Origin of the sequence: Helicobacter pylori (assembly GCF_001653455.1) — a bacterium.
Taxonomy (GTDB): Bacteria; Campylobacterota; Campylobacteria; order Campylobacterales; family Helicobacteraceae; genus Helicobacter; species Helicobacter pylori_A.
Genome location: NZ_CP011486.1, coordinates 1,368,563 through 1,393,994 on the forward strand (window position 1 = coordinate 1,368,563; position 25,432 = coordinate 1,393,994).

Sequence of the window (25,432 nt, forward strand, 5' to 3'; positions counted from 1 at the left end):
TTCCTTGCATACAGTATTACAAATTGGAGCTGGTGGCGTAGGCAGTGTCGTAGCGCACAAAATGGGCATGAACAGAGATGTGTTTAAAAATATCGTTTTAGCGAGCAGGAGTTTGGACAAATGCTATGCGATTAAAGAAAGCATGCTCAAAAAAGGTTTGGGGGAAATTAGCGTTGAACAAGTGGATGCTGACGATACGCAAGCCTTAATAACTTTAATCCAAAAATACAAGCCTAAAGTCGTTGTTAATGTGGCTTTACCCTATCAAGATTTAACCATCATGCAAGCATGTTTAGAAACTAAAACGCACTACATTGATACCGCTAATTACGAGCATCCGGATTTAGCGAAGTTTGAATACAAAGAGCAATGGGCGTTTGATAAAGCTTACAAAGAAGCAGGGATTTTAGGGATTTTAGGATCGGGGTTTGATCCGGGCGTAACGAACGCTTATGTCGCTCACGCTCAAAAACACCATTTTGACACCATCCACACTTTAGACATTTTAGATTGCAACGCTGGGGATCACAAACGCCCTTTTGCTACCAATTTTAACCCTGAAATCAACTTAAGAGAGGTTAGCTCTAAAGGGCGTTATTATGAAAATGGCAAATGGATTGAAACCAAACCCTTAGAAATCAAACAAGTGTGGGCTTACCCTCAAATTGGCGAAATGGATTCGTATCTTTTATACCATGAAGAATTGGAATCGTTAGTCAAAAACATTAGAGGTTTAAGGAGGGCGAGGTTTTTTATGACTTTCTCTCATAATTATTTAACGCACATGAAATGCTTGGAAAATGTCGGCATGCTAGGCATTAAAGAAATAGAGCATCAAGGCGTAAAAATCGTGCCGATACAATTTTTAAAAACCTTACTTCCTGATCCAGCGGCCTTAGCTAAAGACACTACCGGTAAAACCAACATTGGGTGCTATATGACCGGCATTAAAAACAACCAGGACAAAACGCTCTACATTTACAATGTGTGCGATCACAAGAAATGCTACGAAGAGGTAGGCTCGCAAGCCATAAGCTACACCACCGGCGTGCCAGCGATGTGCGCGGCTAAAATGATTTGCAACGACACTTGGAGCGTGGAGCATTTTAAAGCCGGCGTGTTTAACATAGAAGAATTAAACACCGATCCTTTCATGGAAGAATTGATTAAACAAGGCTTGCCTTATGAAGTGATTGAGCGCTAGTTTAGGCTTCAATCTTCACTAGGTGCGATAAATACCGATTCTCTTTCTACCATAATATTCTTATCATCTGTGCTGTAAGCTTGTATTGTAATGGGGGTTAAAGTGTCTTTAGCGCGTTTGTATTCTGTGGCGTTATTCTTTAAAGGTTTTCTTAAAATCACTACCGCTTTGATCTTTTGCCCGGCTTTAACCATAATGGGGGTTAAAGGTTTTTTGATGTGGATGTCCTTTTGCCCTAAAATTTTGAAATAAAACTCATGATCCTTATTGTCCGTGTTGTGGAATAAAAACACATAATCGTTATCCACATACCCTTGCAGGCGCGTTTCATACAAATCGCTGTTGCGGTTAATGTCTAAAAGCATGCGTTCTTTTTTAAACGAAGTGATGACTAAAAGCGCGATAACGATAGCGATAACCCCCATGTAAGCGATCGTTTTCAAACGCACTAACCGCACTTTTTGGCGCGTGTTTGTGGCGTTGGTTGAAGACCATTGGATGAGTGAAGGGCGGTTGTATTTAGACATGGTGATGGTGCATGCATCCACGCATTCCAAACAATTGATGCATTCTAATTGCAAGCCCTTTCTAATATCAATATGCGTGGGGCAAACCTGCACGCAATGCAAACAATTCACGCATTCATTTTCCGCGCTGCGCTTTTTAGGGGATAGAGGGTAAAGGTTGCCTTGATTATCATAAAGCGCTCCGCCACGCTTTTCATCGTAAATGGGGTTTAAGGTATCATTGTCATACAACACCGATTGCACCCTAGCATAAGGGCATAAATAGATGCAAAAACGCTCCGCAACCACCACTATATCAAACAACACCACAGCCGCGCTAAAAAGCCAAAAACCCATAGCGACAGGGTGCTCGCTAGGGTTTTTAAGATAGGAAAAAAAATCTTCTGGGGCGATGAAATAAAAGAAAAACAACATCATAAGCCCCGCCACAACAGGAGCGAATAACAAAACGCTCAATACCTTACGGATCTTATAGCTTGGGGTGTTTTTAGGGCTTTCTTGCTTGTTGCTGATCTTTTTATGGAGTTTGAAAATCTTGGTTTCAATCACATCTCTATAAAGCACCCTTAAAAAGGTTTGCGGGCAAGCCCACCCGCACCACACACGCCCAAGGCTAGTGGTGATAAAAAAAATCCCTATAAAAAGCAAAATAACCATAAAAGGCAAAATTTGCAATTCTTCAGCACTAAAGATCTTGCCTAAAAAATGCAATTGTTTATGCTCAAAAGAAATCAAAAACAAATGTGCCCCATCAATACGGATAAAGGGCGTGATTAATAGCGCTAAAGAAATCAATACAAACCCTATGTAACGCTTCAAGCGAAACGATTTTAAAAAATGGCTAGAAGATTCAAGCATTCTCATATCCTAAAATTTTTAATCCACTATACCCTAACAACTTAACGCTTTCACTTAAAAAGCAACATGTTATAATGACAGCTATTTTATTTGAAAGGGTATTTCATGGATGGCGTTTTAAACTTCCTAACCAATATCAATATTATTTTCACCCTTTTGGGCTATCTTATTGGGGGGATTCCTTTTGGCTATGCGTTAATGAAAATCTTTTACGGCATGGATATTACTAAGATTGGATCGGGGGGCATTGGCGCGACGAATGTCTTGCGCGCTTTGCAAAGTAGGGGCGTGAGTAACGCTAAACAAATGGCGCTATTAGTCTTAATCTTGGATCTCTTCAAAGGCATGTTCGCTGTTTTTTTAAGCAAATTGTTTGGGCTAGAGTATAGCTTGCAATGGATGGTCGCTATCGCTAGCATTTTAGGGCATTGTTATTCGCCTTTTTTAAATTTCAATGGAGGCAAGGGCGTTTCTACGATCATGGGATCTGTGGTGTTGCTTATCCCTATTGAAAGCTTGATCGGTTTAATGGTGTGGTTTTTTGTGGGTAAGGTGCTTAAAATCTCTTCACTCGCTAGCATTCTAGGGGTAGGCACAGCGACAATTCTTATCTTTTTTGTCCCCTATATGCACATCCCAGATAGCGTCAATATCCTTAAAGAAGTCGGCACGCAAACGCCGATGGTGTTAATCTTTATTTTTACCCTTATCAAGCATGCGGGCAATATTTTTAACTTGCTCGCTGGTAAGGAAAAGAAAGTCTTATGAAAATCAAGCAAGCCGTTCACATCCATCATTTGGTGTTTGAAACGATTTTGGGGATTTTGGAGTTTGAACGCCTAAAACCTCAAAAAATAAGCGTGGATTTGGATCTTTTCTACACAAAATTACCCAACAAGGTCTATTTAGATTATGTGGAAATCCAAAAAATCATTCAAAACACGATGCAAGAAAAACAATACTTCCTCATTGAAGACGCCCTTAAAGATTTGAGCCGCATCTTAAAAACACGCTATAATGAGATCACTGAGCTTTTTTTAAAGATCAATAAGTTAGAGGTTTCTAAAAATTCTCAAGTGGGGGCGAGCGTGAGAATTAGCTATGAAAATAATCCTTAACCTCTTTTTACTCCTTATTGTTTTAAAAGCGCACCCCATAAACCCCCTACTAGAGCCTTTATATTTCCCAAGTTACACGCAATTCTTGGATTTAAGACCCCATTTTGTCATCAAAAAAAAGCGATCTTATAAACCCTTTCAATGGGGGAATACCATTATTATCAAACGCCATGACTTAGAAGAACGCCAAAGCAACCAGCCAAGCGATATTTTCCACCAAAACGCTGAAATCAATGTATCTTCTCAAACTTTTTTAAGGGGCATTAGCAGCGCTTCTTCACGAGTAATGATTGATTCAGCCGCTCAGTAAAATACTAAAGCGTTTTTTAATCATACTTTTCTTCATTTTTTCTTAATCCTAAAACAAATTTAAGGTATTATTAAATAGAATAATGTAATAATAACCTTAGGTTTAAAACTTAACTAAATTTTTAGAAAAAAGTAAATAAAAAGGCAAAAGAAATGCTTAGAAATCAATTTCGTATTGTGTTTGTCTCTTGTATTGTCGCTAGCAGTTTGCAAGCTAAGGAAGAACATACTTTGGGTAAGGTAACCACCAAGGGTGAAAGGACTTTTGAATATAACAATAAAATGTATATTGACAGAAAAGAGCTCCAGCAACGCCAAAGCAACCAGATCCGTGATATTTTTAGAACTAGGGCCGATGTGAATGTGGCCAGTGGGGGCTTGATGGCGCAAAAAATCTATGTTAGGGGGATTGAAAGCCATCTTTTAAGGGTAACGATTGATGGCGTCGCTCAAAATGGTAATATTTTCCACCATGACGCTAACACCGTGATCGATCCCAACATGATTAAAGAAGTGGAAGTGATTAAAGGTGCAGCGAACGCTTCAGCGGGGCCGGGTGCAGTGGCTGGTAAATTGTCTTTCACTACGATTGACGCTAACGACTTTTTAAGGAAAAATCAAACTTATGGCGCTAAAGCAGAAGGAGCCTTTTACACTAACTTTGGATACCGCATGAACGCTACCGCGGCTTATCGGGGGAAAAATTGGGACATTCTTGCGTATTACAACCACCAAAATATTTTCTATTACAGAGATGGGAACAACGCTTTTAGGAATCTCTTCCACCCTAATTTTGACTTGCAAGATCCGAGCAATAGCGATATGAGCGTAGGGACTCCTAGTGAAACCAATAGCGTTTTAGCTAAAATCAATGGCTATATCAACGAAACCGATAGCATTAGCGTGAGCTACAACCTCACACGGGACAATTCTACAAGGCTTTTACGCCCTAACACCACCTCAGCTCTTTCTAAAGCCAACGATCCAGGGAGCCAGCCGGCACCTTTTGTGATTGACTTTGGGAAAGAATTATCCCATACGATCAACTTCAACCACAATTTGAGCTTGAAATACAAGCATGAAGGCGGGACTAATTTTAACCAGCCACGCATTGAATCGACCGCCTTTTTAGGAGTAAGGGGAGGGAATTACACCCCTGTGGTGAATCCTTTCGCTTACAATTCTAATGAGCCAGCCAACCCGGATTACATCCCTGAAGTTAAGGATTGGTGTAATAACCCTGACAATATCAGCCAATGCACGCAAGGGGCTATCAGGCCTTATAATGGAGGCTATCAAATAGGCTATGGCGCGCCTAACTCTATCCATTGGCAAGGGACTAGCGATTCTAGTGGAGGGGCTCAAGCAGGATACGGGCAACTTAATGCTAGCATGCTTTCTGCAAGCGCGAATGTCTATCATGGGCTTGTGCCTAAAAACCCTGATTATGACATGACCCCCCCTAACGCTCAAAACCCTACTGCAAACGATTGGACTTTAGGGAATGCGGACGCTGAGGGGACTTTAGCGAGAAGGATTTTTTTAATCAACTCAGGCGTTAATCTTAAATTCACCCACCCCATTAGCGAAGATTATGGGAATGTGTTTGAATACGGCGTGATCTATCAAAATTTGAGCGTTTTCTCTGGCTTGGATAAAGGAAAAAACGGCTATTATAAAAACAATATTGATCCTAACGACCCTAATGGCTTGGGCTTGCCTTATCGCCACTACTACACCGATCAAAGCTCCCAATACCCCCAAAACTTGAACACGCCTAACCCGCTCTATCGTAACATGCCCCAAAATTCGCATGCAATCGGCAATATCATCGGAGGGTTTATGCAAGCGAACTATAATCTTTTAAGCAATGTGATCGTGGGTGCGGGAACTCGTTATGATATTTACACCTTGCTAGATAAAAACGGCCGCACGCATGTAACTTCTGGCTTTTCCCCTTCTGCAACCGTGCTTTATAACCCCATTGAAAGCATCGGCTTGAAAGTGAGCTATGCGTATGTAACTAAGGGGGCTTTACCGGGCGATGGCGTTTTGATGCGCGATCCTACGGTGATTTATCAAAGGAATTTACGCCCTGCGATCGGTCAAAATGTGGAATTTAATGTGGATTATAACAGCAAGTATTTCAATGTGCGTGGGGCAGCGTTCTATCAAGTGATCAATAACTTCATTAATAGTTATGGGCAAGACACTTCTAAAAATGGTGGGGGCAATGCGACGGCAAAAAACATGTCAGGGAATTTACCTGAAACCATTAATATCTATGGTTATGAAGTTTCAGGGAATGTGAGATATAAGAATTTCTTAGGGACTTTCTCAGTGGCTCGCTCTTGGCCGACGGCTAGAGGGCATTTATTAGCCGATACTTACGCTTTAGCTGCAACGACCGGGAATGTGTTTATTTTAAAAGCCGATTACGATGTTCGCAGGTGGGGTCTCACCTTGACTTGGCTCTCGCGCTTTGTAACTAACATGTATTATGAGGGCTATTCTATTTACTACCCACAATACGGCTTGATCAAAATCCATAAACCCGGCTATGGCGTGCATAATATCTTTATCAACTGGACTCCGCCTTATAAAAAATGGCAAGGGTTAAGGATTTCAGCCGTGTTTAACAATATCTTAAACAAGCAATATGTGGATCAAACTTCTGTGTTTCAAGCGAGCGCGGACGCTCCAGCAAGCGATATGATCCCTAAAGGCAAGCGCATGGCGCTACCGGCTCCTGGGTTTAATGCGCGCTTTGAAGTGTCCTATCAATTCTAAAATGAAAGAAATCTCAGGATTTCTTTTTGAATGTTGAACATGAAAAAACCTTACAAAAATTACCAAACCCTATGGAAAAAATTCCGCTCGCTCAACAGACTCATTAAAACGCTTTTAAGGATTTTAAAAAAGTAGTTTTATCAAAAATTTAGCGAGTTTGGATTAAAATCACGCTTGATTAACTCAAAAAGGAAAAATAAACGCGCTTTCATCATGGCTAACATCGCAACTAAAGAAATGCCCGAAATAACTCCCGATCTTTTGAAAAACCCTTACCAAAAAATCATCAATGCGAGCGCGAGCGTTTTTGATGAAAACCATGGGCGATCGTTTTTTAGCCCCAAATTTTATGAAAGGATTGAACCTCATTTAAAAGAAATCTTAACCCACCCCATTGATTTAGAATGCGATCTCAACACCGCTAAAAAAAAGAACCGCTTAACCCCCTTAAAAAAGCTTTTTAAAGCGTGTTTTGACGCTGAAGAAATTTTGATTGTCAATAACAACACTAGCGCTTTATTCCTCACCGCTAACGCTTTAGCCTTGCAACAAGAAATCATTGTTTCTTATGGCGAATTAGTGGGCATAGGGGGGAATTTTAAGATTAAAGACATTTTGTTAAGCAGCGGGGCTAGGTTGCATTTAGTGGGGAATACCAACCGCGCTTATTTAAGGGATTACCGCTTAGCCTTGAATGAAGAGAGTAAAATGCTGCTTAAAATCCATAACCCCCTTTTTAAAAAAGACACGCCTTTTAAAGATTTGCAAGCCCTAGCTAAAGAGCATGGTTTGATAGATTATTACAATTTAGGGGATGTGGATCTATCCAATAAAACGGCTTTGGAAGAAATTTTAGCCCTAAAACCATCGCTTTTAAGCTTTAGTGCAGATAAACTTTTTAATGGCGTTCAAGCCGGCATTATTATGGGGCAAAAAGAATTAATTGAAAACCTAAAAAACCACCCCCTTTATAGAGCTTTGAGAGCGGATAAAATCACGCTCACTCTGCTTTTTCATAGCCTAAAAGCATGGGTAAGCCATAAAGAAGAGGTTAAAATTTATGAATTACTCCGCCAAACTAAAGACGAATTGTTGCAAAAAGCCTTGAAACTCTACGCCCTTTTAAAGCCTTTAACATTAAATGTGAGCATAGCCTCTAGCTTTTCTAAAATAGGGAATTTAACCGACAAAGAATTAGAATCCTTTTGCGTGAAAATCCAGCCCAAAAACACCCAGAATTTAGATTGTGAGAAACTTTATTTAAAGCTTTTTCAAAAAGGCGTTATTTCAAGAATCTCATGCGCATTTGTGTGTCTTGAAGTCTTTAGCTTGAATGGAGAAGATTTAGAAAAAATCGCTCTGGTTTTAAAAGAAATCCTTAACAAGGCTTAAAAATTCGCTATAATAAAATTTCTTTTAAACGCGCCGCTCCCCCACAATAGAGAATGATAGAAAACGATAGAACATCAATTTAAAGGAACTCAAGAATGGAAAAAATCAGCGACCTTATAGAATGCATTGCGTATGAAAAAAATTTGCCTAAAGAGATGATTTCAAAAGTGATTCAAGGCTGTTTGTTAAAAATGGCGCAAAACGAATTGGACCCCCTAGCGTGTTACTCGGTGGTTGAAGAAAACAAGCAGCTCCAGCTTATCCAGTTGGTAGAAGTTTTAGAAGATGATGATGAAAGGTTGGTTAACGACCCTTCTAAATACATCAGTCTGTCTAAAGCCAAAGAAATGGATCCAAGCGTTAAGATTAAAGACGAATTGTCCTATAGTTTGAGTTTGGAGAGCATGAAACAAGGAGCGATCAACCGCCTTTTTAAAGATTTGCAATACCAGCTAGAAAAGGCGTTAGAAGACAGCCATTTTGAAGCGTTCCAAAAGCGCCTTAACAGCGTTTTAATGGGGCAAGTGATTTTAGTGGATCACAATCAAAACACTTTTATTGAAATCGAGCAGCAATTCCAGGGCGTTCTTTCCATGCGCCATCGCATTAAGGGCGAGAGTTTTAAAATAGGCGATAGCATCAAGGCGGTTTTAACGCAAGTCAAACGCACGAAAAAGGGCCTACTATTAGAGCTGAGCCGCACCACCCCTAAAATGCTTGAAGCTTTGTTGGAATTGGAAGTCCCTGAGATTAAAGATAAAGAAATTGAAATCATCCATTGCGCGCGCATCCCAGGTAACAGAGCGAAAGTGAGCTTTTTTTCTAATAACGCTAGGATTGATCCTATAGGCGCGGCTGTGGGGGTTAAGGGCGTGCGCATTAATGCGATAAGTAATGAATTGAATAAAGAAAACATTGATTGCATAGAATATTCTAATGTTCCTGAAATTTATATCACTTTAGCGCTCGCTCCAGCTAAAATTTTAAGCGTTGAGATTAAAAAAATCCCCATAGAAGAATTGAGTGCTGAAGAAAAAGAATCCATTCAAGAGCGTTTTATTGTCAATGACCATTTGCAAAAGGCTAAAGTGCGTTTGTTAGACACCGAAAAATCTAAGGCCATCGGTAAGGGCGGGGTGAATGTGTGCCTAGCGTCCATGCTTACAGGCTATCACATAGAGTTTGAAACCATTCCTAGCGTCAAAGAAAATACAGAAAATGAAAGCGAAAAAGAAACGACAAAAGTAGGGGTAGAAGCTTTAGAGTCTTTGTTTAGAAATTAAAAACTCTAAAAAGAGTTTTAAGTTGAAAAACTTGTTAAATGAGCGCGTGATTGAATTTCTTAAGGCTAAATTTGAAAGAAATGGTTTAGGTTTTTTAATGAGTATTGAAATTTTCAAAATTGCAAAAAAAACACTCAATTAAGAAAAATTTGCATCAAATTTTATTGGAATGACGCAAAAAATGGGTTGGATTGAATTTAAAGATATTTAGAAACTAAGCTTTATATTATAGATAGAAACTAATCTCTGTATTATATGCAATTCTCCACAAAAACCAATCACAAACAGAATTATAACTATTAGATTAAAACAAAACATAGATTTTTTGCAAAAATTTTCTTGTGTGTCTTTTCTCTCTTTTGATAAGGATATTCTTGATAAAAAAGAAAAAAGCAGATACAAAATATTCCCAAAAAATAGAGCTATAAAAGCCATAACAAAAACCAAGCGATAGGCGTTCGCTTTGTCAATATTTGATAATACAGAAGTGGAAAACGCCAATCCCACAACAAATGTTAAAACAATAGAGGCAAAAATACCTAAAATGGTTATGTATTGTGTTTGTTGCTTATTCAATTCTTCGCTTAATTTTTTATAGTTTTTATTTAGATCATCTAACTTATTAGAAACATCTTTAACTCTACTCATTTTCTCATCAAAATCTTGCAGTCTGATACACTCTAAATTCATGTGATCATAAAGCTTTTCTAGTTTTGGTTTAATGGCTTCAATTTCCTTATCATCTTTAGCTTCTTTAAGTATTCTTATATTTTGTGTGAGCGTCATAAAGGCTTGCTCTTTATCCCTTGTGGAGCTTAAAATAATAGTTGTAATTTTTGAATATTTATGCCTATACTCTCCTTGATAGATTTCTTTGAATTCTTTGATGATTCGATCTTTTTGGCTAGACAAATCCCCCTCTTTACACAACAATGCGATAATTTTTTCTAACTTTTCATCTTTTTCTTTTTCTTTAGTTTCCATCTATCTGTTTGGCTTCTTGTTTGATCCAATCTTTGTTAATGATTTCTTTTCTATTTTCTTTGAAGCTTTTATGCCATGCACCATCTTCTTTATGACTCTCTTTCACTAAATCCCAATAGGACTTTTTATTGCATTTTTCAATAGAGTGGTTGATGGTTTCAAGTTCATCTTTTCTAAGATTTTGCGAGAGCGTTTCTTCTTTAGGCTTATCAATAGAATTAGCACCATAATTGCGGTATTCATAATACACTTCTCTTGCAACAGGCCCGTATTTCCAAGCTTCAAAATCATCAGAAACTAGGTGTTTGTCAAACTTTTTAATATAATCAAGCTCTGTAAAATACAAAGTTTTTTGCAATTCTAAGTTGCTTAATTCTTTGTTTGAATGCTTAAGAATATATTTTGCTAGTTCCAAAGTATTGACCACTAATACCTCCTAGTTAGTTTTTCTCAGTTTTTCCTAATTTTAACTAAATATTTCAAACCATTTTCTTTTTCAATGATTTTGATCTCTTTATTTGTGAGATTGTGGGGAGTTTGAATATACAAAATAAAGATATTTGTCAAGAAAAAGTAAGGTCAATAACTTAAGCTCTAAAAACAAGCTTTAAGTTAAAAATTTGCAGTGTTGAACAAATATTTAATGGAATTTCAAAAATTTGAAAGAAAAGTTTTTTAATGCGACTTTAAATTAGTAATTTGTAGTTTTAAAAATCGTTTTTTTGAAGTTAGGATAAAATCACGCTCACCCCCTAGTTTTTTTGCTAGAGATTAGGGGGTAAAATCCACTTTTAGGAGCTTACTATGAAAAATCATCGTAGTAAACACTCTTCTCAGAGAATTATACCTAAAAATCAGTTTTTTGGGTTTAAAGTTTGATCTAGTGGTTAAACGCTAATTCTTAAAAAGAGTTGCCCCCTAAATTAGGGGGTTATCCTTAAGTGGAAATCAGCTTTTTATTGTGCGTCTTCAATGATTTTAATCTCTTCATCGGTGAGGTTATAGAGCTGATAGACTAAAGCGTCAATTTTTTGTTCTAATTCTTGGGTGTTGGCTTTGGGGTCTTTTTCTTTTGCTTTTAAGATCCGCTCTGCGCAATCGGTGATTTTTTGGGCTAATTCTTGGTTTTTAGTGGTGATTTTAGGAATGGGGAGAGTTTCAAGTTCATATAAATTAACATGGTTATTAGTGCTTGTTTTTCTAAATAACCAATCAAGAAGTCTAGAATTTAGCAACCCAACAAGAAATTTTGCATGCTCTCGCTCTTTACAATATGAAAGGTTACAAGTATCCAAAAAAAGCATTTTTTGATTCTTTACCTCTATGAGATTGGCATGAATGCGATAAGCGTCTGAAGTCCCTGTAATATTTTGTGTTACGATGATATTTTGATAGTAATTTTTTTCAAAAATTTGTTGAGTGATCTGATTATCTTTTGCGAATAAATATTGTGTGTCTAAAAAATACCTGTGGCAATTTGCACCCTTGTAAATACGACCATTAGTTTCTTTTTCATCTTGAATATCTTTTAAATGTATAGTATTAATGTTGCCTTGTAGAGATTTTTCCAATAAATCTCTAAATAAAATCTTGTCTGTTTTGATCTTTCTAACAATTTCCATTTCCCCACTTTTAATTAGCGGTATTTCATAAAGTGGGAAAAATTTTAAAATCTCATCTTGTTTGATTTGTTTATATTGAATTTGGTTCATTTGGGTTTGAGTGTTATTGATAGCAATTTTGAAGGCATGTTCTTTATGGGGTTCATTTTTTAAAAATTCTAATATACACACCCCTTGAATCACATTGCTGAATAATTTTTGTTTTTTATTAAACTCCACAAAATAATGCATTTGGCAATATTTTAACAATAACTCTCTTGTAAATTGTGCAGATTTATCACACATGATTGAACTTTGTGTGATAAGAGATATTAACCCTTTTTGTCTTACTAGATTAAAACCAAGCTCAATAAAAACCTTGTAGGTATTTTGTTTTCCAACATCTTTCGCTTCACTAAATGGATAAAAAATAGATGAATACAATCCTTTTTTAACTTGCATATAAGGCGGATTGCCTATAATGCAATCAAAGCCTAAAAAATTCCCTTCATCATCTAGCACTTCAGGAAATTCAAAGCGCCATTCAAACGCATTTTGATACTCCCCACCACTTAAGGCGTCATCAAGCTTTTTTCTCAAAGCTCTAATGCGCCCATAAGAAGCAAAAGCCTCCTCTTCTTCTTTAGGGCTTAGCTTGGGCGTACCAAAAAGGCTTGGGATAAAGTAATTTAAACCATCTAGCAAACTCTTATCGTCTAGGGCAAAATCATTGTAATTTTTAATGTGTTTTTCAATAGCCTTTTCAAGCTCTGCTTTAGTTTTAGGGTCTTTGAGCGTGAGGGAAAAAGTGTTTTTTAACTCTTGGATTTTATTGATAAGATCAGTTTTATTTAAGGAATAGAGAGGGTTTGGGTCTTTGTATTGGGCGACTAGATCTTTGTATTCTTGGATTTTTTTCTTGATATTGGAAATCTTTTTGAGATCATCATTCAAATTAAAGCGTGAAATCAAACTATTACCGCACTTGATATTAATATCAATGTTGGGGAGGGTTTCAAGATCGTGAGTGTTCTTGCCCTCTTCAAAAATATAATAGCTGTATTTTAAAAGCTCTATCCATAGCCTGAGCTTGGTGATTTCGCAAGAATTGGGGTTAATGTCCACGCCAAAAAGGCAGTTTTCAATGATGGATTTTTTAAGATTAAAAAGTTCTTTTTGGATTTGGTGGTGGGGGTCGTTTTCAATCTCTGTCATGGTATATTTAAAGACTTCATCTTTTGGTGGCGTGTAAATGATGATTTCATCGTTTTCCAACATGAGATCGCAACGATACAAGGAAGCGATAAGCCCTAGATCGTAAGCAACCCGCACCATTTCATTGAGTGCAGAGACTAAAAAATGCCCGCTCCCCACCGCCGGATCGCAAATGCGTAAAGTGAGAAGGACTTGCAAGTATTCTTTAGCTTTTTCATTTGAAAAATTTCTGTCTATTTTTTCTCGCAACGCTTTTAGATTTTCGCAGTCCCACTGATAAATGGCGTTGAATTTATCCAACACGATTTTCGTGATGCTCTCTTTGCACATGTAGCTTGTGATGAAGCTTGGGGTATAAAAACTCCCCTCTTTATAGCCGTTGAGTTTTTCAAAAACAAGCCCCAAAACGCTAGGGTTAATCAAACGGCTTTCGCTGGTATCGGTATTATTTTTAATGTCTTCAGGAGTAGTGGTGAATTTATAAAGGCGCAAAAATTCAAAAAGGTATTCCAGCAAGGGCAAAGGCTCTTGTTTTGGGTTGTCTTTTTTGAGAATGGACTTGGGATAAATCTCTAAAGGCTTGTTGTTGAGTAATTTGATTTCATGCCCATTCAATTCCAAAGGCGTTTTATCAAACAAACTGGAGTTCAAATAAGGGATTTTTCCGAAAATCTTGTGTTCTTTAATGGCTTGGGAGCGCTCGCTGTTTTTCTTGGCTAGGACTTCAAAAAAGAGGGTGTTTAGGACGTTGAAATCCTTAAAGTTTTCTGTGGTTAAAAAAGGTTTTTCAAAATGCTGGAAAGAAATTAAAAGGCTTTCTAAAAGCCGTAAAAACAAAATGCGGTTATTCCAAGCAATCAGTAACGCCATGACTTCTTCATCATCTAAATTGTTGTATTGCTCTTTTAGGGCATAACTTAGGGAGTTTTTGGTATCGCTAGGCTTGATTAAAATTTTCCCCCCTTTTTGCTCTTTTTGCTCTTCTAACCCTAAAATATAAAGAAGCTCTTCATAAAAATCTTTGTTAAGCGTGTTAGCGTCAAGGGTTCTTTTTTGTTTTAAAAGGACTTCTTCGCTTAAAATTTGATAGATACAAGGGAGTTGTTCATCATTCCAATCGTTCAAATTAAAATAAGTGTAGGGGAGTTCGCCCTGAAAATCTCCTTGCAAGTGCGATTCCAAATCATCGTAAAATTTTCTTTTTGAAGAGTCTGTGCCTGCTTTTTTAGCGTAATGGTCATAGAGTTTTTTGATTTGTTTATCGTCTTTTAAAAAAAACAAATCTTTGCAATCAAAAAGAAAATATTCATGCGCGTTGCAAATAATGGTGTGTTTTAGGGAATTGTTTTTTTCTTTTTCTATTTTATCTAAAAAATACAAAACCATTTGACAAAAGGCTTTACTGAGTGGGTTTTCTTTGTCTTTGGGGAATTCGTTTTTATTGCTCAGTCTTTTGACTTCAATAAGCACTTGAACTTCCCCACCCACATAGATCGCGCTATCCACTTTTTTACTGGTGTTGCATTCATAGTTATAGACATTGTTTAAAAACTTATTAATTTCATTTTTTTGAAATTCTTCATCATCTTGTCTTAGCGTGTTTTCTAATAAGCTGTTTATTTCTTTTTCAAAGTTTTCTATAGTTTCTGTCGTGGGTGTTTGGGGACTATACTTTTTAATGAAATATTCAAGCGGTTTGAAATTAAAATTAATCATAAAATGCCTTTGAGATCTAATAAAAATGCGATTAAATTATAGCAGAATGGCTGTGAAATCCAAAGAAAACGCTTTTCTTTAAACCGCGCTTTTTATTATTCAAACGCAAGCTATAAAATAGGATTTTAGATAAAGTTAAAAAGTCAAAATTGTTTCATGTGAAACATTAGGGTAATTGAACTTATTAACTCTAATTTTTACGTTTTAAAACTTCATTGATCAACGCGCTCAATTGATCATTACTCAACTTGGTTTGGTATTCAATATTCACGACTTGCTTTTTTAAAGCTTCAAAAAATTTCTTAGCGGTTGAAATTTTCCGCTCTTCTTCAGGGCGCAATTCGCTTTTTTTATCAACCCCCTTAGTTTCCACCACTAACAACACTTTTTTATCGTTATTTTCAACCACATACCCAAAATCAGGGCTATAAGTTTGATTTAACCCTACCGGGATTTTAACCTTAGGGAGCTTGCCAAAAACAATGATTTTAGTGTCGTTAGATTCTTCAATCGTGTCTTTTTCAATCTCACTATCCACTTGCATGAAATTTTCATACAGGCATTTTTCTTGCGTGCTTGCATTTTTAATTTCATATTTATTCGCCCCCAAACTTCCCTCTAAAAATTCTCTAACCTCTCCCTTTTCGTCATAAAACGCATCGTTTTTCTTGTTTTTAACAGCCGTTTCGCGCATTTGATAGGAAATTTTGTCTTCAATATTTTGATAAATAATTTCCAAAAACAGCCCTTCTAAACGCCTTAAGCCCTCTTGTTCGTTTTTTTTAATTTCATTAAACTTGTTTTCATCCATTTTTTCTAACACTTTAGCCACGCTTTTAAAACTCAATTTTACCTTATTAGACAAGGCGCTGATAAATTCATGCAAGCTCCATGAACACGCGCTTTTTAGCTCAAAACTCTCTGTAGTAGCGTTATTTCCCATGGTTTCTACTTTTTTGTATTTTGTAACCGCAACGCTTTTTGAACTGACTTCAAAAGAAGAATTGATTTTTTTGACAATCTCTTCAATCAAACTCTCGCTATCCATAGCATAAGTGATCCGGGCTTTATAGTTCAAGCTCTCCCATAAGGCTTCAAATTTTTTAAAATTTTCTTGATTGATTTTGATTTTTTCAGTTTTTCGCTCGTTTTTATTTTTCACCCTAGAATGGCCCATCAAACGATCTTTTAAAAAATCTTTTAATTTTTCAAAATCCAAGTATGTTTCATTTTTTAATTTTTCTAATTCTTTTTCCTTTTCTAAAAATTCGTTTTGACTGAGGGTGAGTTTAAAATTCCCATCATCTGTCATTTCCCCAAAACCCAAACCCTCTAATTTGACAAATAAAGCCCCATAAAACCCTTTTTTAATCACTTTTTTTTCTTCCAATTCTCCCCCACTAAATTCCTTTTTAATCAAGCTGTGTTCGCTTATCTCTTGCTGGATCGCTCCCACAAAATCCCCCTCCACTTGCGGCACGATCACGACTAATTCATTGACACAATCAAAATCCGCATGCTCTTTAGTGATGCGTTCGCCCCTTTGATTCACAGCGAGCCTTAAGCCTCTGCCAATTTGTTGCAATTTAGTGATATTGGAATGGCTAGGGGCTAATTTGCAAATCGTCATCACATTAGGGTTATCCCACCCCTCTTGCAACGCCCATTGCGAAAAAATAAACCTGAGATTGGAATCAAAGCTCAGCAATTTTTCTTTTTCTTTTAAAATGAGTTCAATCGCTTTAGCTTCATCGCCCTCTTTATTGCTTTTAGCAAAATACCCTCCATGCACTTTTTTAATATCTTCTCTAGCGCGCTCTAAATACGCCCTATAATTTTCATCTAAAGGCTTTTTTAAGACTTTTTCAAGCTCTTGTTGGTAAAGTTTTTCAAACAAAAGGGCTAATTTAGCCGGCTGTTCATTTTCGCTTAAATAGCTATTCACCCCGCTAATAAACACCATGCACAAGGCTTTAACCCCTTTTTTATAAAGCTCTTCTTCTCTTTCAAAATGGCTTTCTATCGCTATTTTTAGCATTATTTCTTGCTCGCCCTCTAAAAGATGAGAAAATGGCTCTTTTTGATCCAATAATAAATTAACGCCATTCAAAAAACGCACTTCCTTCTTAACGATGTTTTCTACAATGTAATCTTTTAAAGCGCTGATACGGGTTAGCTCCCCTAGATTATCATGCGTTTTGACTTTGACGCTTTTGATTTTATTTTCTAAATTCGTGTAATTGATAATGGCTTCGTATTCATTTTGTATTTTTTTAACCTCTTTAAGCTCTAAAAAATACTCATCACTCTCCCCCACAGACGCCACGCTAATGCTTTTCACTAGCCCGTCATCAAACGCTTTTTTGCTATCTAATGCATAAATCAAATTATTATAATCATCTCTAAAAGTCGCCCCAAACCTGAGCGTGACTAAAGCGTTTAATTTTTCCAAATAATTCTTTGTTTTATCGCCTAAAAATCGGTGCGGTTCGTCCATGATGACGATGGGGCGGATACTGGCCAAAGCTTGCATGTAACTTTTTGCGCCATTGAACAGATTCGTGTTTTCTAAACATGATTTATTGATAATGTTACCCTCTTTATTGAAAGCAGAAAAAGTCATCACCAACACACAGCCTTTGTGATGGCTCGCTAAAATAAAGCTTTCAATATCTTCATAGCTTTCTAAATGCGTGTTAGAATACTCGCTTTTAAAAAATTCTCTTGTGATTTCAATACTCTTTAAAACCCCTAATTTAATGGCGTTGCTTGGCGCTAAAACGATAAATTTTGACAAACCATATTCTTTGTGCAAGGCATAAATGCATTCCAAAAAGCAAAAGGTTTTCCCTGTGCCTGTTTCCATTAAAATATCGCAATTTAACGACTTCTCAATCCCCACGCTTCCCTGGGTTATTTTTTGCTCTGATTGCAAATTTTGAATATTTTCTAATAAAAGATCTTTGACTTTTTCTGTTTCAAAAAAAGGGTTAAAAATCCTTTGAATGTCCTTTTCTGACTTTTCAAAATAGACCCCCTTAAACACCCCTAAAATTTGTTGCAAGCATTTTTCTTGATAATTCAATCGTTTGAATTTGATTTTCACCTCTACCCCCTACTTTTTAAATCGTTAATCTCTAAATGCAATTCATTCAAATTACTGCTCAATTCCAAATACAAATTATCGTTACTGATAGCGGGCATATACATGCTAATTTTTTCTACCCCCTTATCTTTCAAGTTTTCTAAAACTGCATTCATTTCTATATCCCCCACAATGAAAGCCGTATTTTCAGCCAGATACAAGGCGTTTTCAATCAAGCAAGTTATAGGGGTAGTAAGCTCCAAACCCTCGCACCATAAAAGATTGATTAAAATCGTTTGGGTTTCTCTTTTTTTAGGGTTAGAATAAGCGAATAAATCCTCTTGCCCCACTTCGCCCAGATTTTTATGATAAATAACGCTCATTTCATTATCAATAATTTCAAACGCTTGAAAATGCGTATCCAAATGCGGGCAAGTTTCTTGGATTTTAGCCCCCGCCCTTTTAATCCTTTCTTCGGTGATGTCAAAAATACTTGGGGAAGTGGATTTTAGGGTGTTTAAACAAAAATCATGCGTGCTTTTGTTTTTCTTGGGATCAATTTTTTCGTCTAACTGGACGAGAATGAAGCGCCTTTCTTTAAATGCGGCGTTCAAGCCATTAAATAACCCCCCCCCTCACTTAATTTTTGATAATCGCTCTTATTACTCTCTAGCACGGCATGCGCGGTTGTCCCGCTCCCAGCGAAAAAATCTAAGATGATGTCGCCTTTTTCGGTAGTTTGCTCTATAAGAAAGCTTATCAATTCAACAGGTTTAGAATAATCAAAAATATTTCTTTCATTAAAAAGCTTTTGTAACCCTCTTGTAGCCATATCGTTAGAATATTTATGATCTATAAAATCTACACTTAAAATATTTTTAGTGCGGTTAAAATATTCTATTTTATAAGGCTTGCTATCGGATATTTTAGCCTTTGTGTAAGTTTTTGTATAAATTCTATTGTTTTTAACTTCTACAAAACCATTAGCCAATCCAAAGTCAAATTTTGCCTTACCCCAACGCCAACGAAAATTATCAGCCAATTTACCATTGATTTTTTGTAATCTTTGCTCTTCTGTAAGTCCTCCAGCTATATATTTTTTTCCATTAATTTCTATAATATAATCTAAACTTTTGACATACCCTAGAGTATTTGAGTCAAGAGCTTGATTTAATCTATACCCACCTCTTTCATTGTAAAATTCATCTTTAAAAGAGTAATCGTTTTCATCAATATCAATCTGTTTAAAGCTGATACTATTCTTTTGATAGCATAAAACATAATCATGGTTTTTAGCGATTTGATTAGTGGATTTTCCTGCTCTTTTAACTAATCTTGGCATTTCAGCCACAAAATTCCCCTCCCCAAAAATTTCATCGCATAAAAGTTTGAGTTGGGCGGCTTCGTTATCGTCAATAGAAATGAAAATGACGCCGTCTTTTTTAAGCAAATCTTTAGCGAGCAACAATCTAGGATACATGAAGCTAAGCCACCCGCTATGGCATTTTGACCCAAAAAGATTGTTGATATAATCCAATTTTTCTTTAGAATAGTCCAATTGTTTTAAAAGCGCTTCGTTAGATTGTGAAAAATCATCGCTATAAATAAATTCATCGTTTTTGGTGTTGTAAGGAGGGTCAATGTAAATCATTTTGATTTTTTCGCTATAACTTTGTCTTAAGATTTTGAGAGCGTCCAAATTATCGCCCTTGATGAGAATGTGCTTGCTAGTGGATTTGTTTAAGGGTTTTAAAATCTTATCGTTTTTCTTAAAAGCTTGAGTTAAAGCGATTTTTTTACCCACAAAGTTCAACCCATAGCCCTCTTCTTTTATCCCGCTAAAATCCCCTAATAACGCTTTTAATTTTTCTGTGTCTAGCGTGAGTTGATTACCATTTTCCATGCTCAAGCAACCGGGAAAATAGCGATTAAAAATTTCTAATTTTTTTTCATTAACGCTTTTTTCTTCACAAATTTCTTTATTTTGCATCTCTATCCTTTATTTTAAATGATTTAAATTACCCAATTCTGCCTTAATTTTCAATTTTCAATTTTCAAATGTTCCATGTGAAACGCTAGCGTTTTTTAAAAAATCTTGTTTCACTTCAGCGATAATACTTCCATCTCTGGCTAAGTCAATGTATTCAAAACTATTCCCGCTCTGCTCTCCGCCCTGAAGTAAATCCCCGCTTTTTCTGTATTCTAAATCCAATTCAGCGATTTTAAAGCCGTCCAATTCATCAGCAAACTTTTCTAATCGTTCGTTTTCTTCTTGGATCGTGCATAAAAAACAATAGCCTTTCAAGCCGTTACGAGAAACGCGCCCTCTTAACTGGTGCAAGGTCGCTAAGCCTAACCTTTCAGGCGCTAAGATCACCATCACGCTCAATCGTGGTAAAGAAATGCCCACTTCAATGAGCGTGGTCGCTAAAAGAATGCTCCCACACTCTCTAAATTCTTCAATCACCTCTTCTTTATTTTTATCTTGCCCTGAAGTGGTATAAACCTTTTTAAAGCGTTTTTGCCAAAAGCTTGCCCCCTCACTCAGCGATAAATAAGGGATTTTTTCGCTCTCATTCACAAGCGGGTAGACGACAATGACTTGATGGTTTTTAGCGATTTCTTCGCTAATTTTCTCCATCACTATTTTAAAATCTCTTTTATGCAAGACTAGAGTTTCAATCTCTTTCGGGTAGGGGGTTTCTCTAATCATGGTCGTTTGAACAAACGCGCTTTTGGCTAGAGCTAAAGTGCGAGGAATGGGGGTTGCGGAAAATTGCAAGGAATGAGGTTTGTTGCCCTTGCTGCTCGCCATTTTTTCTAATTGGTAGCGCTGTTTGGTGCCAAATCGGTGCTGTTCATCAGTGATCACTAGAGCAAATTCATTCAAATCGCGCTTATCAAATAACAACGCTTGCGTGCCGATAACAACATGCGTGATTTTTTCAAACAAATAATTTTTTTTATGGCTCCCGCCGAGCAGTAATTCCACTTCAAAATAAGAGGGTAAAAATTTTAAGGCTTCGTTATAAAGCTGTTTAGCGAGAATGGAAGTGGGCGCCATTAAAAGGGTTTTATTGGGGTAGGCTAAGATCATGCTCGCTAAAATCACCATCGTTTTCCCGCACCCCACATCGCCCACGATCAAACGCTTGCACGCTATGGGGCTAGTGAGATCGTTTTGGATTTCTTTAATGGCGTTTTGTTGGTCATTAGTGAGTTGAAAGGGTAAAGAAGCGATGAACGCTTTCAAGCGCTCGCTGTTATTGGGGCATACGATTTTAGCGCTAAATTGCAATTTTTTACGCTCTAAATTTTTCATATAAAAAAGCATTTCAATGTATTTTAATGCATTTAAATGCTGTGAAGGGAAAGTTTTATTCGTTTCAAAATCCTTGAGAAAATGCGGCGTGGGGAAAAAAATTTCTAATAATAAATGCGCGATACTTTCTTTAACGCCTTCCTTTTTTAGACTTTCTAAAGAAAGGAGTTTTTGCAAATTTTCTTGGATTTTTTTATGGTTTTTAACTTTTTTAAAAAGTAAAGAAATGCCGCCAAATTCTTTAAGGATTTTAGGCGTGTTAATAATATAAGCTTGATTAAAAGAGCTTTGCTCTAATTTACCATAAATAAATAAACTCTCGCCGGTTTTAAATTGGTTGTAATAAAACGCGCTGTAATTGAAAAAAACAAGCTCTAAATTTTTGCAAAATCGTTTGGAATAAGCAAAAATCTTTAAAACTTTGGCGTAGTTTTTTTTATCTAAAACATGCACTTCTAAAACGCCACTCAAACCCGTTTCAAAACGCTCTAACAGGCTTAAATCTTTATAACCTTTAGGCGTATAGCTAAGCAAGGCCTCTAAAAGCGATTTCACATTCAATGTTTTTAATAGATGGTTTATTTCTTGCAATTTATCCTTACCCTAGCCAATCCTTAATCATTTTTATGATAAGATAATCAAATTATACATTGACTTAAGGAAATTTAATTGATGAAATCTAAAATCACCCATTTTATCGCTATCTCTTTTGTTTTAAGCCTGTTTAGCGCGTGCAAAGATGAAGTTAAAAAATCGTCCCAATCGCACCAAAACAACACTAAAACCACTAAAAACAATCAAATCAATCAAGCCAATAACGATATAAGAAAAATTGAACATGAAGAAGAAGATGAAAAAGCCACTAAAGAAGTGAATGACTTGATCAATAACGAAAATAAAATTGATGAAATCAGTAATGAAGAAAACGCTGATCCTTCGCAAAAAAGAACGAACAATGTTTTGCAACGAGCCACTAACCACCAAGACAATCTCAACTCCCCACTCAACAGGAAATATTAAAGTGTGAAATTTTTTTCAAAGGATTTATTCAAAAAAGTAACCCCTTTATTTTTAAGCGTTTATTTTTTAAACCCTACTATTGTGCAAGCCAAAAGCCGTTTTTATGTGGCTTCTCAGTATCAGGTGGGGAAAATGATCATGAAAAAATACAACGATCTCAAACGCACGATTGAAGGGGCGAGCTTTTCTTTAGGCTGGGAAATTAACCCCACTAATTACTGGTTTTATTCCCGCTACTATTTTTTTATGGACTATGGCAATGTCATACTCAATAAAAGAACGGGCGCTCAAGCGAACATGTTCACTTACGGCTTTGGGGGGGATTTGATCGTGGAATACAATAAAAACCCCTTGTATGTTTTTTCTCTTTTTTATGGCATGCAAGTTGCTGAAAACACATGGACGATTTCCAAACACAGCGCGAATTTCATTATTGACGATTGGCGCAGCATTCAAGGGTTTTCACTCAAAACTTCAAATTTTAGGATGCTGGGCTTGGTGGGGTTTAAATTCCAAACCGTGCTATTCCACCATGACGCTAGTATTGAAGTGGGGATCAAATGGCCCTTTGCTTTTGAATACGACTCGCCTTTTGTAAGGCTTTTTTCTGTCTTCATTTCGCACACTTTCTACCTTTAAACCAATTCCAACCCCACCGGGCAGTGATCGCTCCCCAGAATATCTTTATAGATTAAAGCGTCTTTTAAGCGCGTTTTTAAAGGGTTAGAGCATAGAAAATAATCAATGCGCCAACCAATGTCTTTGTCCCTTGCTTGTTGCATATAACTCCACCAGGTGTAAGCCTTTTCTTTGTTAGGGTAAAAATAACGGAAAGTGTCAATGAAACCGGCATTCAAAAGCTCGTTGAATTTTTCCCTTTCTTCATCGCTAAAGCCTGCATTTTTTCGGTTTGTTTTAGGGTTTTCTAAATCAATTTCATTGTGGGCCACATTCAAATCCCCGCACACAATGACCGGTTTTTTCAATTCTAAAGCTTTTAAAAATTTCCTAAACTCCACCTCCCAGCTCATGCGGTAATTGAGCCTGGATAGGGCTTGTTGGGAATTAGGGGTATAAACGTTCACTAAATAAAACGATTCAAACTCGCAAGTTACTACACGCCCCTCTTTATCATGCTCTTCAATATTGATACCATAGCTCACGCTCAAAGGCTCTTTTTTAGTGAAAGTTACCACCCCAGAATAGCCTTTTTTAATCGCGCAATTCCAAAAATCAAAATACCCTTTAAATTCAAAGGTGTTTTGCTCTTGTTGCATTTTAGATTCTTGAATGCAAAAAATATCCGCATCCACGCTATTGAAAAAATCCATAAAGCCCTTAGTCATGCAAGCCCTCAAGCCATTCACATTCCATGAGATCAATTTCATTTTAATCCTTGTTCAATTTGAGTTAATTCTATCTTTTTAGTCATTTTTTTAAAAATTAAGCTTTATTTTACCTTTTTTATGTAATAATTAACTTTCGCTTGGCTTGATAGCTCAGTCGGTAGAGCAGAAGACTGAAAATCTTCGTGTCGGTGGTTCGATTCCGCCTCAAGCCACCATTCAAACTTCATTGAATAAATAATTCCCTTTTTTGACACAAACAACACGAGAGTTTTCAATACTTAAAGGCGTGCTTTTGGCTCGTGGTTGCTCTTCTATTTCTAAAGCAACACACACCCCCTCTTTAAACCGCACATGGTTTTTAACCCATTCTTTGTATTCACTGCTTTCTTTGATTATATCGTTTAAATAATGCCCCTCATACACTTCCACAAATTCCATAAACTTTTCATTCAAATTCAACTCATTGTGCGTTATTTCGCTTTTTCGCGTGGAAGAATAAGCCAATTCGCTGGTTTCATAAAAAGTCGGCTCTACTTGGTCGTCTTGTTTGGGGCGCTCATAAATGGCTTTGACTAATTGCGTGGTGATTTCATACTCACTTTCCCACGCTTGTTTTAAAGGCTCTTCTATCAAATAGCATTGCCTAATGGTGCCGTCTTTTCGCGCTCTAGCCCTTTTGCATTTTTCTGTGGTGCTTCTGGCTTGAAGAATGGCGAAATTGTTTTTAGCTTCAAAAGTTTGAGGCTCTTCTAAAGGCTCTGTTTTTTGAACGGAGATTTTAGTGTAAGGGGTAATGATTTTACCGCTTTTATTTTCAGCCATGCTGTAATCGCAAGGGGTAATGTCTGTGGTGGTCTGTTTGTTTTCATCAACGCGCTTTAAAATGCTTGGGCGATAGGCTTGCAAATTTTCATCATCATAAACCCACTTCCCGCACGCAAATTCCTTGACATTAGGATCTCTAACGGCTTGTTTTTCCGCATTATCCTTACTATCTTCGTTGCTTTCATTGTTTTCATGAGTATCAGCATGAGAAGCGTTGTTATTGGGGGGCGTTTTTTCAGTGGGCGGCGTTATAAAAAGGTTGTTTTCTTGATCTTCTGAAGAATGTTTTAAAGGGGGTTTAGTGTCGTTTGTTGGCGTTTTAGTTTCATTAGCAGAGCTTATTTTGCTAGGGGTTGTTAAAGGCTGTAAAAGGCTGTTTTTAGAGTTTTTAGGGCCTAGTTTGGATTCTGGATAAGAAAAGTTTTGAGGAAGTTGTTGCGATGAACTGGGTTTATTTTGCGGTTTTTGCATGGGCGCGTTTAAAGAGGGTATTTGGTTGGGGCGTGGTTCTTTCAATTCTGAAGAAAAGATAATTTGCGTGTTTCTAGGAATGATAGAGCGATCAGGGTTTAAGGTCGTTTCTAAGGAAAGTTTTTCATCAAGGGGTTGATAGACGATTGCAGTGGATATATGAGTGATAGTGAGCGTGAGTTTTTTGTGTGGGGAGATATTATAAACTCCTAAAACCTGTCTTGGCTCTTTAGAATCAAGGACTTTAGCTTTAAATGTGCCTTTATGCGGCGAAGTTTTGATTTCTTCTAAAAGCTCGATGACAAGAGCTTGAAGGGGGTTAGAAAAAGCGAGGAAAAAAGACAAACATAGGGATTTTTTCAT

Annotated in this window: 19 protein-coding genes and 1 tRNA gene; 10 read left to right on the forward strand and 10 right to left on the reverse strand. The window is 36.8% G+C overall.

Annotated elements, in window-relative coordinates:
* The first annotated feature begins 4 nt into the window (after positions 1 to 4).
* Positions 5 to 1,204: a saccharopine dehydrogenase family protein gene (locus tag AA977_RS06595; protein ID WP_064435029.1), complete on the forward strand. Its 1,200-nt coding sequence runs from the start codon at positions 5 to 7 to the stop codon at positions 1,202 to 1,204.
* 8 nt (positions 1,205 to 1,212) lie between these two features.
* Here AA977_RS06595 and ccoG read toward each other — a convergent pair whose 3' ends face one another.
* Complete coding sequence (gene ccoG / locus AA977_RS06600; protein WP_064435030.1) at positions 1,213 to 2,589, reverse strand: cytochrome c oxidase accessory protein CcoG; 1,377 nt, start codon at positions 2,587 to 2,589, stop codon at positions 1,213 to 1,215.
* A gap of 105 nt (positions 2,590 to 2,694) precedes the next feature.
* On the opposite strand from ccoG, the gene plsY reads away from it, so the two are divergent.
* The 6 genes from plsY to nusA all read left to right on the forward strand — a co-directional run bounded on the left by plsY (position 2,695) and on the right by nusA (position 9,481).
* Positions 2,695 to 3,357 carry a glycerol-3-phosphate 1-O-acyltransferase PlsY gene (plsY, locus tag AA977_RS06605; protein WP_064435031.1) on the forward strand — a complete coding sequence of 221 codons (663 nt, stop codon included), beginning with the start codon at positions 2,695 to 2,697 and terminating at the stop codon, positions 3,355 to 3,357.
* Positions 3,354 to 3,707, forward strand: a complete 354-nt coding sequence (locus AA977_RS06610; protein ID WP_064435032.1) for a FolB domain-containing protein — start codon at positions 3,354 to 3,356, stop codon at positions 3,705 to 3,707. Before plsY ends, AA977_RS06610 begins: the two co-directional genes overlap by 4 nt.
* A complete protein-coding gene (locus AA977_RS06615) occupies positions 3,691 to 4,017 on the forward strand; it encodes a hypothetical protein (RefSeq protein WP_064435033.1) in 327 nt (108 codons plus the stop codon). Before AA977_RS06610 ends, AA977_RS06615 begins: the two co-directional genes overlap by 17 nt.
* Positions 4,018 to 4,169: 152 nt before the next feature.
* The gene (locus tag AA977_RS06620; RefSeq protein WP_064435034.1) at positions 4,170 to 6,806 is read left to right on the forward strand and encodes a TonB-dependent receptor; all 2,637 of its coding nucleotides are present in this window, start codon (positions 4,170 to 4,172) and stop codon (positions 6,804 to 6,806) included.
* 213 nt (positions 6,807 to 7,019) lie between these two features.
* Positions 7,020 to 8,198 (forward strand): L-seryl-tRNA(Sec) selenium transferase, encoded by a 1,179-nt coding sequence (gene selA, locus AA977_RS06625; RefSeq protein WP_064435035.1) that lies wholly within the window; start codon positions 7,020 to 7,022, stop codon positions 8,196 to 8,198.
* A 95-nt stretch (positions 8,199 to 8,293) separates the two neighbouring features.
* A complete protein-coding gene (gene nusA, locus AA977_RS06630; protein WP_064435036.1) occupies positions 8,294 to 9,481 on the forward strand; it encodes a transcription termination factor NusA in 1,188 nt (395 codons plus the stop codon).
* Between the two features lie 207 nt (positions 9,482 to 9,688).
* Here nusA and AA977_RS06635 read toward each other — a convergent pair whose 3' ends face one another.
* From AA977_RS06635 to recG, 7 genes are all read right to left on the reverse strand, one after another.
* A complete protein-coding gene (locus AA977_RS06635; protein ID WP_064435037.1) occupies positions 9,689 to 10,465 on the reverse strand; it encodes a hypothetical protein in 777 nt (258 codons plus the stop codon).
* Complete coding sequence (locus tag AA977_RS06640) at positions 10,455 to 10,892, reverse strand: Panacea domain-containing protein (protein ID WP_064435038.1); 438 nt, start codon at positions 10,890 to 10,892, stop codon at positions 10,455 to 10,457. Before AA977_RS06640 ends, AA977_RS06635 begins: the two co-directional genes overlap by 11 nt.
* Positions 10,893 to 11,421: 529 nt before the next feature.
* Positions 11,422 to 14,997: a type IIG restriction enzyme/methyltransferase gene (locus AA977_RS06645; protein ID WP_064435039.1), complete on the reverse strand. Its 3,576-nt coding sequence runs from the start codon at positions 14,995 to 14,997 to the stop codon at positions 11,422 to 11,424.
* A gap of 190 nt (positions 14,998 to 15,187) precedes the next feature.
* Positions 15,188 to 18,103: a type III restriction-modification system endonuclease gene (locus AA977_RS06650; protein ID WP_064435040.1), complete on the reverse strand. Its 2,916-nt coding sequence runs from the start codon at positions 18,101 to 18,103 to the stop codon at positions 15,188 to 15,190.
* A 2-nt stretch (positions 18,104 to 18,105) separates the two neighbouring features.
* Positions 18,106 to 18,696 carry a hypothetical protein gene (locus AA977_RS06655; RefSeq protein WP_064435041.1) on the reverse strand — a complete coding sequence of 197 codons (591 nt, stop codon included), beginning with the start codon at positions 18,694 to 18,696 and terminating at the stop codon, positions 18,106 to 18,108.
* The gene (locus AA977_RS06660; protein ID WP_064435042.1) at positions 18,693 to 20,072 is read right to left on the reverse strand and encodes a site-specific DNA-methyltransferase; all 1,380 of its coding nucleotides are present in this window, start codon (positions 20,070 to 20,072) and stop codon (positions 18,693 to 18,695) included. Before AA977_RS06660 ends, AA977_RS06655 begins: the two co-directional genes overlap by 4 nt.
* A gap of 57 nt (positions 20,073 to 20,129) precedes the next feature.
* The gene (gene recG, locus AA977_RS06665) at positions 20,130 to 21,995 is read right to left on the reverse strand and encodes an ATP-dependent DNA helicase RecG (protein WP_064435043.1); all 1,866 of its coding nucleotides are present in this window, start codon (positions 21,993 to 21,995) and stop codon (positions 20,130 to 20,132) included.
* An 81-nt stretch (positions 21,996 to 22,076) separates the two neighbouring features.
* Here recG and AA977_RS06670 point away from each other — a divergent pair, with 81 nt between their 5' ends.
* Positions 22,077 to 22,424, forward strand: a complete 348-nt coding sequence (locus AA977_RS06670; RefSeq protein ID WP_020973070.1) for a hypothetical protein — start codon at positions 22,077 to 22,079, stop codon at positions 22,422 to 22,424.
* A gap of 3 nt (positions 22,425 to 22,427) precedes the next feature.
* A complete protein-coding gene (locus AA977_RS06675) occupies positions 22,428 to 23,063 on the forward strand; it encodes an outer membrane protein (RefSeq protein ID WP_064435044.1) in 636 nt (211 codons plus the stop codon).
* On the opposite strand, the gene AA977_RS06680 is transcribed toward AA977_RS06675, so the two are convergent.
* Entirely contained in the window at positions 23,060 to 23,812 is a 753-nt protein-coding gene (locus AA977_RS06680; RefSeq protein ID WP_064435045.1) for an exodeoxyribonuclease III, read from the reverse strand. The genes AA977_RS06675 and AA977_RS06680 overlap by 4 nt on opposite strands.
* A 100-nt stretch (positions 23,813 to 23,912) precedes the next feature.
* Between AA977_RS06680 and AA977_RS06685 the strand changes: the two genes are divergently transcribed.
* Positions 23,913 to 23,988: transfer RNA gene (locus AA977_RS06685), tRNA-Phe, on the forward strand.
* Position 23,989: 1 nt separating this feature from the next.
* Here the strand turns inward: AA977_RS06685 and AA977_RS06690 are convergent.
* Positions 23,990 to 25,432 (reverse strand): hypothetical protein, encoded by a 1,443-nt coding sequence (locus tag AA977_RS06690; RefSeq protein WP_064435046.1) that lies wholly within the window; start codon positions 25,430 to 25,432, stop codon positions 23,990 to 23,992.